This window comes from Streptomyces sp. DH24 (assembly GCF_029813775.1).
Classification (GTDB): domain Bacteria; phylum Actinomycetota; class Actinomycetes; order Streptomycetales; family Streptomycetaceae; genus Streptomyces.
This window is the reverse complement of the sequence record NZ_JARVKW010000047.1, coordinates 15,949-28,534: the sequence shown is the minus strand read 5'-3', so window position 1 is coordinate 28,534 and position 12,586 is coordinate 15,949. Positions and strand designations below refer to the sequence as shown.

The following is a 12,586-nucleotide window of genomic DNA, read 5'->3' as shown; positions in this document are numbered from 1 at the left end:
ACTCTTCAGTGGTTCTTGCACACCTTTTCCCTTACTTTTCTCCCTCGTGTGTTCGGGACTTTTCGCCGCTTGTTCGGTCAGGACCGGCCACTCGCGGTCCGGGCGGGGCCGTCACTTGTCCGGAGGCGGTCCCTCGATCGGGCGGCCGAGCACGCCGGGCCTGCGCTGCCACGGACGGGGCCCGGTGGGTGGCCGGTATGCGACCCCGAGGGCGTCAAGTCGCCGGTAGTGGGCGGCCATTCGGCGTTCGAAGTCGGCGAAGTCCCGTTCCGCGGGGGCGGGCAGGGCGCTCCAGGCGACCTCGGCGAAGGCGGCGAGCCGGGGGAACACCTGGTAGTCGACGCGCCCCTGGTCCTCCATCACCTCGGTCCACACATTGGCCTGGGTGCCCAGCACATGACGTGCCTCGTCCGCGCCGAGCTGCGGCGGAACCGGTTCGAAGCGGTACACGTCCGCCAGGCTGCGGACGTAGCCGATGGGGACCGGCTCGTCCGCGCCCGCGTCCTGCCGGTGGTCCAGGTACACCTGCTGTTCCGGACACATCACCACGTCGTGCCCGGCCCGTGCCGCCTCGATGCCGCCCCGGTAGCCGCGCCACGACGAGACCGCCGCGCCGGGCGCGAGTCCGCCCTCCAGGATCTCGTCCCAGCCGATGAGCCTGCGGCCGCGCTCGGTGAGCCAGTTGTCGAAGTGGCCGATGAACCACGCCTGGAGGGCGTTCTCGTCGGGGAGGGAGAGTTCCCGGATACGGGCCTGCGCGACGGCCGAGCGGCGCCACTGGTCCTTGGGGCATTCGTCGCCGCCGACGTGAATGAACCGCGACGGGAACAGTTCCAGGACTTCCTCGAAGACCCCTTCGTAGAACCGCAGGGTGTGGTCGGTGGGCGCGAGCACGTTCGGGCAGATGCCCCACGTGTCCCAGACGGTGAGGGCGGTGGTGTCGACGACGTCGGTGTTGCCGAGTTCCGGATACGCGGCGATGGCGGCCTGCGAGTGCCCGGGTACGTCGATTTCGGGGACGACGGTGATGTGCCGTTCGGCCGCGTACGCGACGATCTCGCGGATGTCGTCCCGGGTGTAGTAACCGCCGTGCGGTTTGTCCTCCCACAACGGTGAGGCGCGGTGGCCGAATTTCGTGCGGGCCCGCCAGGAACCGGTCTCGGTCAGCTTCGGGTACCGCTCGATCTCGATGCGCCAGCCCTGGTCGTCCGTCAGGTGGAAGTGGAGCACGTTGAGTTTGTGCGCGGCCATGAGATCGAGGTAGCGCAGGACGCCGTCCTTGGGCATGAAGTGCCGGGCCACGTCGAGCATCAGGCCGCGCCAGCCGAAGCGGGGACTGTCCTCGACGGTGACCCTCGGCAGGTCCCAGTCCCGGTCCGGCCGCAGCGGGGCCCGGCGGAACGCGTCGGGGCCGAGCAGCTGGCGGAAGGTCTGGGCGCCCCAGAAGACGCCGGCCGCGCCGCCGCCCTCGATACGGCGCGCGGACCCGTCCACGACGACGCGGTAGCCCTCGGGAGGCAGCCCCGCGTCGATGCCGAGCACGATGCTGTTGGCGGGGCCGCCGCCCGTCGGGCTCTCGGGAAACGGCAGGCCGGTCGCCGCGCCGAGGGCCGCCCGCATCCAGCGCGCCACGCCCTCCGTGCCGGGCCCGGCGATCAGGCGCGTCTGCGCGTCCAGGCTCTCGTGACCGGCTTCGTTCCACCGCAGGCGCCGCGGCGCCGGAATCACCTCGGTCATGTCAGTCCTTCACCGCTCCGCCGAGTCCCGACACCAGCCGGCGCTGGACGAGAACGAAGAACACCAGTACCGGAATCGTCATCACCGTGGATGCCGCCATCACCCCTCCCCAGTCGGGCTCGTCCGGTTTGTAGAACACCAGCAGCGCCATCGGAAGCGTCGACTGGGACGTGTCGCTGATGATGAACGACTTGGCGAACAGGAAGTCGTTCCACGTGGAGATGAACGAGAACACACTGGTGGCCACCAGCCCCGGGAAGACCAGCGGGAAAAGGATCTGCCAGAGGAATCTCGCCCGGCTCGCGCCGTCGATGTACGCGGCTTCTTCCAGGGCCTCGGGGACGGCTTTCACAAAGCCCCGCAGCATCCAGATCGCGAACGGCAGCGAGAACGCGATGTGCGGCAGGATCAGCGCGCCCAGCGTGTTCAACTGGCCGAAGTCCCGCATGAGGAAGAACAACGGGATCGTGAGCGCCTCCACGGGCACCATCTGCGCCACCAGAAACATGATCAGCAGGGTGGTCCGGAAGCGGAACCGGAATCGTGTGACGGCGGTCGCCGCGAGAAACGCGATGAGCGCCGAGGCGATCACCACGGTGCCCGCGACGAGCAGGCTGTTGAGGAAGTAACGGCCGAATTCCTGCTGCCCGAAGACCCGTCGGAAGGAGTCCAGCGAGGGCGCCAGGGTCCACGGCCGGGGCTCGGACGACTCGATCTCGCCGGCCGGTTTGAAGGCGCCGAGCACCATCCAGTAGAGGGGGAAGGCGACCGCCGCCGCGACCAGCAGCGCCGTCGCCTCGGCCGCGAGCCGGCCCGGTCTGCGGACCAATCCGCGCACAAGATTCACAGCTTTCCCGGAGGTGTGTTTCACGAGGCTCACAGCTCCTCCCCCTGGCGGCGCAGCAGCCGCAGGTACCCGAGCGTCACGGCGAGCAGGATCAGCAGCATCACGACGCCGATCGCGGAGCCGAGGCTGTACTGCGAGGACGCGAACGCCTTCTGGTAGGCGTACACGTTGAGGACGAGGTTCTGGCCGGCGATGCCGCCGCCGCCCGTCATGACGTAGATCTGCGTGAAGACCTTGAAGTCCCAGATGACCGACTGGATGGTGACGATCGTCAGGATCGGCCGGAGCATCGGAGCGAGCACCGAGCGCCAGATGCGCCACTGCGAGGCGCCGTCCAGCGCGGCGGCCTCCAGCACCTCGTCCGGTACGGCGCGGATGCCGGCGTACACGGTGACCATGACGAACGGGAAGGAGCACCAGACCACTTCGAGCAGCACGAGGGCGAAGGCGCTGAACCGGCCGTACGTCCAGGAGTGGTCGCCGAGGCCGAGGACCCGGTTGACGGGGCCGAAGTCGGGGTCGAAGAGGAACAGCCAGACCGTGGACCCGGTGACCGCCGGGGTGGCCCAGGCGCCGAGCGCCGCCATCATCAGCGCGAGCCGCGGCAGGGCACGCACGCGCGTGAGGAGCACGGCGAGGGTGCAGCCCACGGCGAGCGTGGCGGCGACGCACGCGGCGGCGAACAGCACGGTCGACAGCAGGACCTGCCAGAACTGGCGGTCGCGGAACAGCTCGGCGTAGTTGCCGAAGCCCTTGAAGGAGGTCGGCTCGCCGCCGCTGACCTGGGCCTGGGTGTACTCCAGGAAGGAGATCAGGCCGAGTTGGTAGACGGGGTAGACGAGCAGGCCGGCGAGGACGACGAGGGCGGGGGCGAGATAGAGCCAGGGTGTCCTGCCCGCGGCGTTGCGGGAGGCGCGGGGCCTGCGGGGCGCGGGGGCCGTGGAGGGCGCGGGGCGCTTCTCCACGACCGCCGTGTCGTGCGCGACCACCGGTTCAGCCCGCGGACGCGAACGCGTCGTTCATCTTCTTGGCGGCGTCCCCGGAGGCCGCCGCGACGTCCTTCTTGCCGCTGACGATCTCCTGGAACATGGTCGGCAGCACCAGCGAGGAGTCGATCTGCGCCCAGGCGGGCGACGCGGGCACGAACTTGGTGCCGGCGGCGAGCGTCTCGACGAACGGCTTCACGAACGGCTCCCTCTTCGCCACGTCCTGGCGTACGTCGGTGAAGGTCGGCAGGAAGCCCATCGCGTCGAAGAGTTCGCCCTGCGTCTTCTTGGCGGCGAGCCGCTTCATCAGGTCGACGGCGAGGGTGCGGTGCGAGGTGCTCCTGAGGACGCCGAGGTTGTTGCCGCCCGCGAACGCCGGGGCGATCTCGCCCCGCCGCACGCCGGGCAGCGGCACGACCGCGTACTTGCCCTTCACCTTGCCGGCCTCCACGGCCTGGTGGCTGAAGTCGCCGCCGATCGCCATGCCCGCCTTGCCGGAGGCGAACGCGGTGACGGTGTCGTTGCCGCCCATGCCCGCGCACTTGGCGGCGGGGCAGTTGTCGTCGCCGAACAGGGACGTGTACGCCTCGATGCCCTCGCGGGCGGCGGGCCGGTCGATGGTGGCGGCGTACGAACCGCCCTTGCCGGTGGCGAGTTCACCGCCGTGGGCCCACACGAAGGGCATCGCGCCGTAGGTGTAGGCGCCGCCGACCGCGAGGCCGTACAGGCCGGGCCTGGCGGCGCGGATCTTCCTGGCGGTGGAGATCAGCTCGTCCTGCGTCGTGGGGACGTCGAGGCCGAGTTCCTCGAAGAGGTCGGTGCGGTAGTAGAGGGCGCGCACGCCGACGAAGTACGGGACGCCGTAGACCTTTCCGTCGACGGTGACCGACTGGCGGGCGGTCGGGTCGGTGTCCTCGGCCTCGTCCCAGGCGGTGAAGTCGGCGCTGATGTCGGCGAGTCCGCCGTCCTTCACGTAGCCGGCGGTGTCGGTGTTGCCGTACTCGATGACGTCGGGCGCGCTCCCGGGGTCGTTGAAGGCGGCCTTGATGCGCTGGGCGCGGGTCTCGACGGGGATGTACTCGACGCTGACGTCGGTGCCCTCGTGCGCCTTCTCGAAGTCGGCGAGGACCCGGTCGACGACCTCTTCCTTCGGCTTGTTGTTGACCTCCTGGAAGAGCCAGACGCGCAGGGTGCCGGTCTTCTCGTCCTTGCCGGAGGAGGAGGTGCCGGAGGTGCCCGGGGCGCAGGCGGTGGCCAGCAGGGCCGCGACGACGGCGGCCCCGGCGAAACGGACGGACAGCTTCATGCGATGTTCCTCCGATACGGCGTTGCAACATGCGCAATGCAGGTTTCGCTGTGCACAACACGTCGGAGGCTAGGTACTGCGTGAACACACCCACAAGAGGTCTCAACCACTCTGTGACCGGCAGACGCACCCCGTGCAACGCCCGGACAGCACAAAGGCCCCCAGGGCGCGCAAAACGCACCCGGGGGCCCAGCCGGCCGGACGTCGGTTACTTGTCGCCGCCCTTGCCCTTGTCGTCGCCGCCGGCGCCCATGGACTCGTAGATCTCCTTGCACATGGGGCACACGGGGTACTTCTTCGGGTCACGGCCCGGCACCCAGACCTTGCCGCACAGCGCCACGACGGGGGTGCCGTCGAGGGCGCTCGCCATGATCTTGTCCTTCTGGACGTAGTGGGCGAAGCGCTCGTGGTCACCGTCACCGTGCGAGGTCTGCGGCGTCGGCTCGACGAGGGTCCCCGTACCAGTCCCGCGCTCGGGCTCAAGAGTGCTCATGCAAGCAAGGGTACTGAAGCTCACACGCATCAGTTGAGCGAAGGGTCGTCCGGATACGTCGCCACCATCGCGAGCTCGTTGCGCTGGCGGCGCAGCACCTCGCGCCAGAGCCGCTCCGGGGCGGGCGAGGAGACGTCGCCGGGCTCGGACTCGACGACGTACCAGGCGCCGTCCACCAGCTCGTCCTCCAGCTGGCCCGGGCCCCAGCCGGCGTAGCCGGCGAAGATCCGCAGCGAACCGAGGGCGGAGGCCAGCAGCTCCGGCGGGGCCTCCAGGTCGACCAGACCGATCGCGCCGTGCACCCGGCGCCAGCCCAGCGGGGCGCCCTCCCCCTCCGACCCGCCGGGCACGACGGCGACCCCCAGGGCCGAGTCCAGCGACACCGGGCCGCCCTGGAAGACGACGCCGGGCTCGCCGGTGAGGCCGGCCCAGCCCTCCAGGATGTCGCCCACACCGACCGGGGTCGGGCGGTTGAGGACCACGCCGAGCGAGCCCTCCTCGTCGTGGTCGAGGAGGAGCACCACCGCGCGGTCGAAGTTCGGGTCCGCCAGGGCGGGCGTTGCCACGAGCAACCGCCCTGTGAGCGAGGACACCTCGGTCATGCCAGCCATGATCCCGCATCTTCCCGCCCCGTGGGGAGGCAATGCGGGGTACCGGAGTGAACGCAGCTCAGGGCGCCCGGAAGCATCCCGCGCGCGCACCCGCCGCGGTGACCGCCCGTGCCCGTACGGAAACGTTTCGTGTCGGGGCGCGGCCGATACGCGACGGGGCCGTCCGCGGGCTTACGGCAGGGGGGTGCGCGGCCATTAGTCTGTCTCTTCGGCCCCTGCCCGACTCCACGGAACGCGAGATTCATGACCGTCAACGACGATGTCCTCCTTGTCCACGGCGGAACCCCGCTGGAGGGCGAGATCCGGGTCCGCGGTGCGAAGAACCTCGTACCGAAGGCCATGGTGGCCGCCCTGCTCGGCAGTGCTCCGAGCCGGCTGCGCAATGTTCCGGACATCCGTGACGTGCGCGTCGTACGCGGTCTGCTGCAACTGCACGGCGTGTCCGTCCGCCCGGGTGACGAGCCCGGCGAGCTGGTGCTCGACCCGACGCACGTCGAGAGCGCGAACGTCGCTGACATCGATGCCCACGCCGGTTCCAGCCGCATCCCGATCCTCTTCTGCGGCCCCCTGCTGCACCGTCTCGGCCACGCCTTCATCCCGGGCCTCGGCGGCTGCGACATCGGCGGCCGGCCCATCGACTTCCACTTCGACGTGCTGCGGCAGTTCGGCGCGACGATCGAGAAGCGCGCCGACGGCCAGTACCTGGAGGCCCCGCAGCGGCTGCGCGGCACGAAGATCAAGCTGCCCTACCCGTCCGTCGGCGCGACCGAGCAGGTCCTGCTGACGGCCGTCCTCGCCGAAGGCGTCACCGAGCTCTCGAACGCGGCCGTCGAGCCGGAGATCGAGGACCTCATCTGCGTCCTGCAGAAGATGGGCGCCATCATCGCGATGGACACCGACCGCACCATCCGCATCACCGGTGTGGACAAGCTCGGCGGCTACGCCCACCGCGCCCTCCCGGACCGCCTGGAGGCCGCCTCCTGGGCGTCCGCCGCGCTCGCCACCGAGGGCAACATCTACGTCCACGGCGCCCAGCAGCGCTCGATGATGACGTTCCTGAACACCTACCGGAAGGTGGGCGGCGCCTTCGAGATCGACGACGAGGGCATCCGCTTCTGGCACCCGGGCGGCCAGCTGAAGTCGATCGCGCTGGAGACGGACGTCCACCCGGGCTTCCAGACCGACTGGCAGCAGCCGCTCGTCGTGGCGCTCACCCAGGCCACGGGCCTGTCGATCATCCACGAGACGGTGTACGAGTCCCGGCTGGGCTTCACCTCGGCGCTGAACCAGATGGGCGCCCACATCCAGCTCTACCGCGAGTGCCTGGGCGGCTCGCACTGCCGCTTCGGGCAGCGGAACTTCCTGCACTCGGCCGTGGTGTCGGGCCCGACCCGCCTCCAGGGCTCCGACCTGGTCATCCCCGACCTGCGCGGCGGCTTCTCGTACCTGATCGCCGCTCTCGCGGCCCAGGGCACGTCCCGCGTGCACGGCATCGACCTGATCAACCGCGGCTACGAGAACTTCATGGAGAAGCTCGTGCAGCTCGGCGCGAAGGTCGAGCTGCCGGGCAAGGCGCTCGGCTGACCGGCCCGGCCCCGACACGCGGATGGGGCGGCCACCCGGACTCGGGTGGCCGCCCCATCGGCGTGTGATGGGCGCCCCTGCGAGGGGCGCGGGGAACTGCGCGACCAGCCACAGGCGGCCCACAGGCCGTGAGGCGGCCCGCGGTCACCCGGCGCTCGAAGCGGAGCGCTTACTTGCCCTTGGCGGCTTCCTTGAGCTTGGAGCCCGCGGAGACCTTCACGCTGTAGCCGGCCGGGATCTGGATCGGCTCACCGGTCTGCGGGTTGCGCGCGGTGCGAGCGGCACGGTGGGTGCGCTCGAAGGTCAGGAAGCCGGGGATGGTGACCTTCTCGTCGCCCTTGGAGACGATGTCGCCGACGACGTCGGCGAACGCGGCCAGCACGGCGTCGGCGTCCTTGCGGGTCACCTCGGCGCGGTCGGCCAGCGCGGCCACCAGCTCACTGCGGTTCATGTTGTTACTCCCGTGTTCTTCTTGCCGTTGCGGCGTGCCACGCGGCTCAGCCGCATGTTGGGCCAGCGAAGCCGATGCTGCCAGGGTCCTCGGTGAGTCCCCGGACCCGGGTCCGTCGTCAGACCCTCGCGCCCAGAGACGCATCCTGCCTCCACCAACAGGGGGAAAGCCAATCCGGCACCCGCGGGAGTCGTGAGAACACCCTTGGGAGTCGCGAACGGGGTGGAGGCCGCGAGCATGGCCGCCACCCTAGAGGGCGGCCAGTGCCTCCGCGTTCCACGACGCGCCGGTACGAAACACAGCCGTGGCCATCCTCACAGCCGTGCCGACGGGTCCCTACGACCCCGACGCCGTCGCTCCGACCGCCTTCGCGGCGTCCCGCACCGCGCCGGCGACCGCGCCCGCGACCTTGTCGTTGAAGACGCTCGGCACGATGTAGTTCGGGTTCAGCTCGTCCTCGGTCACCACGTCGGCGAGGGCCTTGGCGGCAGCCAGCATCATGTCCGTGTTGACGGTACGCGACTGCGCATCGAGCAAACCGCGGAACACACCCGGGAACACCAGTACGTTGTTGATCTGGTTCGGGAAGTCCGAGCGGCCGGTGGCCACGACCGCCGCGGTCTGACGGGCGATCGCCGGGTCGACCTCGGGGTCGGGGTTCGCGAGCGCGAACACGATCGCGTCGTCGGCCATCGCGGCCACGTCGTCGCCGTCGAGGACGTTCGGGGCGGAGACGCCGATGAAGACGTCGGCGCCGCGCACCGCCTCCTTCAGGGTGCCGGTGAGGCCCTCGGGGTTGGTGTTGTCGGCGATCCAGCGCAGCGGCGAGTCCGCGGCGGCGGCGACCAGGTCCTGGCGGCCGGAGTGCACGACGCCGTGGATGTCGGCGACCACGGCGTTCTTCAGACCCGCGGCGATCAGCAGCTTGAGGATGGCCGTGCCGGCCGCGCCGGCGCCGGACATCACGACGCGGACGTTCTCGATGCCCTTGCCGACGACGCGCAGCGCGTTGGTGAGGGCGGCGAGGACGACGATCGCGGTGCCGTGCTGGTCGTCGTGGAAGACGGGGATGTCGAGGGCCTCGCGCAGCCGGGCCTCGATCTCGAAGCAGCGCGGCGCGGAGATGTCCTCCAGGTTGATGCCGGCGAAGCCCGGGGCGATGGCCTTGACGATCTCGACGATGGCGTCCGTGTCCTGCGTGTCGAGGCAGATCGGCCAGGCGTCGATGCCGGCGAACCGCTTGAACAGGGCGGCCTTGCCCTCCATGACGGGCAGCGCGGCCTTCGGGCCGATGTTGCCCAGGCCCAGCACGGCGGAGCCGTCCGTCACGACCGCGACGGAGTTGCGCTTGATGGTGAGGCGGCGGGCGTCCTCGGGGTTCTCGGCGATGGCCATGCAGACGCGGGCCACGCCCGGCGTGTAGACCATGGACAGGTCGTCACGGTTGCGGATGGGGTGCTTCGACGCCATCTCGATCTTGCCGCCGAGGTGCATGAGGAACGTACGGTCCGAGACCTTGCCCAGCGTGACGCCCTCGATGCCGCGCAGCTGCTCGACGATCTCGTCGGCGTGCGCGGTCGAGCTGGCCGCGATCGTGACGTCGATGCGGAGCTTCTCGTGGCCGGACGCGGTGACGTCGAGGCCGGTCACCGAGCCTCCGGAGGACTCCACGGCGGTGGTGAGCTGCGAGACGGCCGTTCCGCTCGCGGGCACCTCCAGCCGGATCGTCATCGAGTAGGAGACGCTGGGCGCCGTTGCCATGGCCGACTTCCTCTGCTTTCACCGTGTCACGAGTTGTGCCGTCCGATCGTCGCACCTACCACCGAGTACGTGGTAGCCGCCCCGGATTGCGGTTGTTTTGTTCACAGCGATGTGCGGGGCGGGACGCGTCGGCCGAGCTTTTCGGAAAACTTCTTCCACCATACGAGATTCAATCGGGCAGGGAAACAGGCCGACGGGAACGGGCAACGAAAGAGGCCCACGTCACAGTGACGTGGGCCTCTCGCACGTTCATGACACCGGCCCGCCATGCTCGCCTCGCGGCAAGTGGTCGCTCGAAGCGACTAAGGTTGGGCCCGGGGGCTTGGATCGAGCCGGTGCCACACCCAGGCTAACAAACCAATCCCGTAAGGCCATTCCCCCTGCCGCGAGTTCATTTCCCGGCCACCCGAGCGGGTCCCGCCGCTCCCCCGTCAGTCCCTCATCAGGTCCGGCACACCGTCCGCGTCGGGCTCGTCCCGCTCCGCCGACACCACCGTCAGCTGCTGGGTGGCGCGGGTCAGCGCGACGTACAGCACGCGCAGGCCGGCCGGCGACTCGTCGGCGATCTCGGCCGGGGACACGACGACCGTCGCGTCGTACTCCAGGCCCTTCGCCTCCAGGCTGCCGAGCGCCACCACGCGGTCGCCGAGCCCGGCGAGCCAGCGCCCGGCCTCCTCGCGGCGGTTCATGGCGACGACCACGCCGACCGTGCCGTCGACCCGGTCCAGCAGCCGCGCCGCCTCCTGGCGCACGGTGTCCGCGAGCGAGTCCGCCGCGACCGCGAAGCGCGGCTCCACGCCCGTGGAGCGCACGGCCGTCGGCGCCTCGGTGCCCGGCATGGCCAGGGCCAGCACCCGCGCGGCGAGTTCCGCGATCTCCGCGGGGTTGCGGTAGTTCACGGTGAGGGTGAAACGGCGGCGCGGGCGGCTGCCGAGGGCCTCGTCGCGGGCCTGGGCCGCCTCCTCCGGGTCGGACCAGGACGACTGGGCCGGGTCGCCGACGACCGTCCACGTGGCGTGCCGGCCGCGGCGGCCGACCATGCGCCACTGCATCGGCGTGAGGTCCTGGGCCTCGTCCACGATCACGTGCGCGTACTCGGTGCGCTCCTGGGCCAGCCGCTCGGCGCGCTCGCGCTGCGACTCCTCGCGCACCGGCATCAGCTCCTCCAGGCCGGTGAGCTGGTCCAGCGGGTCCAGCTCACGCCTGCGCCGCGGCCGGGCGGGGGCACCGAGGATCGCCTGGAGCTCGTCCAGCAGGGCCACGTCGTGCACCGACAGGCCGTCCCGCTTCAGGGAGCGGGCGACCTTGCGGACCTCGCCCGGGTTGAGGACGCGCCGGGACCAGCGCCCCAGCCGCCGCTCGTCCGACATGGCCGCGAGGACCGCCGCCGGGGTCAGCTCCGGCCACCAGGCGTCGAGGAAGGCGAGGAAGTCGTCCTCCGAGCTGACGTCCTCGTCGAAGGAGGAACGCAACTCGGCGGCCAGCTCCGGATCGGTGTGCCGGGACCCGGCGCCGGACCGCTCCCACAGGGCGTCCAGCAGCAGCTTGCGGGCGCGCGGGCGCAGCAGGTTGACCGGCGCGGTGCCGCCGAGCGCGGTGTGCCGGATGCGGTCCAGCTCCTCCGCCGCCAGCTCCAGCCGGCGGCCGAAGGCGACCACCCGCAGCCGGTCCGGCGAGCCGTTCGCCTCCAGGGCGCCGCGCGCCGCCTTCCGCAGCACCTTGAGCATGCGGTACGAGCCCTTGGCGCGGGCCACGGCCGGGGAGTCGTACACCGTGGCCTCGGCGCCCGCGATGTCCGTGGCGAGTGAGCCGATCGCGCGGATGGCGACCTGGCCCTCCTCGCCGAGGGAGGGCAGCACGCCCTCGGTGTACGCCACCAGCAGCGGAGTCGGCGAGACGATCAGGATGCCGCCCGCGTACCGGCGCCGGTCCTGGTAGAGCAGATAGGCGGCGCGGTGCAGGGCCACGGCCGTCTTGCCCGTGCCGGGGCCGCCCTCCACGTACGTCACGGAGGCGGCGGGGGCGCGGATCACCAGGTCCTGCTCGGCCTGGATGGAGGCGACGATGTCCCGCATGGTGTGGCCGCGGGCCTGGCCGAGCGCGGCCATCAGGGCGCCGTCGCCGATCACGGGCAGCTCGTGGCCGTCGAGGAACGCCTTCAGCTCGGGGCGCATCAGGTCGTCCTCGACGCCGAGCACGCGCCGGCCCTTGGAACGGATGACGCGGCGCCGGACGACCCGGCCGGGGTCGACCGGCGTCGAGCGGTAGAACGGTGCGGCGGCGGGCGCCCGCCAGTCGATGACCAGCGGGGAGTAGTCCTGGTCGAGGACGCCGATGCGGCCGATGTGCAGGGTCTCGGCGATGTCGGCGGTGTTGTCGGCGCGGACGGCTCCGTCGGCCGGCTCCACGGCGGTGTACGCGCCGTCGGGGCCCTTCTTGCCGTCCTTGCCGGGCAGCAGGTCGATACGGCCGAAGAGGAAGTCCTCGAACTCGTTGTTGAGGCGGTTCAGGTGCACGCCCGCGCGGAACACCTGGGCGTCCCGTTCGGCGAGCGCGCCGGGCGTGCCGACCTGGCCGCGCTTGGCGGCGTCGTTCATGAGGAACTCCGCCTCGTGGATCTTCTCCTCCAGGCGGCGGTACACCCGGTCCAGGTGTTCCTGTTCGACACCGATCTCCCGGTCCCGAACCGAGTCGACCGCGGATTCCGGCTGAGCCTGAACCGCGGTTTCCTGTTGAGCCTGAGCGGCCACCGGGCCCCCTTCTGACGTGCTGGGCAGCCGTCAACCGTACGCGAAGGAGGGCCCTGCCGG

Annotated in this window: 10 protein-coding genes; 1 reads left to right on the top strand and 9 read right to left on the bottom strand. The window is 70.8% G+C overall.

Annotated elements, in window-relative coordinates; translation table 11 throughout:
* Nucleotides 1-111: 111 nt before the first annotated feature.
* The 6 genes from QC282_RS27770 to QC282_RS27745 form a co-directional block, all read right to left on the bottom strand.
* On the bottom strand, nucleotides 112-1,737 hold the full coding sequence (locus QC282_RS27770) for a beta-N-acetylhexosaminidase (RefSeq protein WP_279552324.1): 1,626 nt from the start codon (nucleotides 1,735-1,737) through the stop codon (nucleotides 112-114).
* A gap of 1 nt (nucleotide 1,738) precedes the next feature.
* On the bottom strand, nucleotides 1,739-2,584 hold the full coding sequence (locus QC282_RS27765) for a carbohydrate ABC transporter permease (RefSeq protein ID WP_279552323.1): 846 nt from the start codon (nucleotides 2,582-2,584) through the stop codon (nucleotides 1,739-1,741).
* Nucleotides 2,585-2,613: 29 nt separating this feature from the next.
* Entirely contained in the window at nucleotides 2,614-3,573 is a 960-nt protein-coding gene (locus QC282_RS27760) for a sugar ABC transporter permease (protein ID WP_279552322.1), read from the bottom strand.
* A 4-nt stretch (nucleotides 3,574-3,577) separates the two neighbouring features.
* Nucleotides 3,578-4,876, bottom strand: a complete 1,299-nt coding sequence (locus tag QC282_RS27755; protein ID WP_279552321.1) for an extracellular solute-binding protein — start codon at nucleotides 4,874-4,876, stop codon at nucleotides 3,578-3,580.
* Between the two features lie 208 nt (nucleotides 4,877-5,084).
* Nucleotides 5,085-5,369 (bottom strand): DUF3039 domain-containing protein, encoded by a 285-nt coding sequence (locus tag QC282_RS27750; RefSeq protein ID WP_189699146.1) that lies wholly within the window; start codon nucleotides 5,367-5,369, stop codon nucleotides 5,085-5,087.
* A 29-nt stretch (nucleotides 5,370-5,398) separates the two neighbouring features.
* Nucleotides 5,399-5,971 (bottom strand): YqgE/AlgH family protein, encoded by a 573-nt coding sequence (locus tag QC282_RS27745; RefSeq protein WP_279552320.1) that lies wholly within the window; start codon nucleotides 5,969-5,971, stop codon nucleotides 5,399-5,401.
* A gap of 252 nt (nucleotides 5,972-6,223) precedes the next feature.
* Between QC282_RS27745 and murA the strand changes: the two genes are divergently transcribed.
* Entirely contained in the window at nucleotides 6,224-7,564 is a 1,341-nt protein-coding gene (gene murA / locus QC282_RS27740; RefSeq protein ID WP_279552319.1) for a UDP-N-acetylglucosamine 1-carboxyvinyltransferase, read from the top strand.
* A 169-nt stretch (nucleotides 7,565-7,733) separates the two neighbouring features.
* Here the strand turns inward: murA and QC282_RS27735 are convergent, their stop codons facing one another.
* From QC282_RS27735 to QC282_RS27725, 3 genes are all read right to left on the bottom strand, one after another.
* Nucleotides 7,734-8,015 carry an HU family DNA-binding protein gene (locus QC282_RS27735; RefSeq protein WP_003990598.1) on the bottom strand — a complete coding sequence of 94 codons (282 nt, stop codon included), beginning with the start codon at nucleotides 8,013-8,015 and terminating at the stop codon, nucleotides 7,734-7,736.
* A 336-nt stretch (nucleotides 8,016-8,351) separates the two neighbouring features.
* On the bottom strand, nucleotides 8,352-9,776 hold the full coding sequence (locus QC282_RS27730) for an NAD-dependent malic enzyme (protein WP_279552318.1): 1,425 nt from the start codon (nucleotides 9,774-9,776) through the stop codon (nucleotides 8,352-8,354).
* A gap of 431 nt (nucleotides 9,777-10,207) precedes the next feature.
* Complete coding sequence (locus QC282_RS27725; protein WP_279552317.1) at nucleotides 10,208-12,526, bottom strand: UvrD-helicase domain-containing protein; 2,319 nt, start codon at nucleotides 12,524-12,526, stop codon at nucleotides 10,208-10,210.
* Nucleotides 12,527-12,586: the final 60 nt, after the last annotated feature.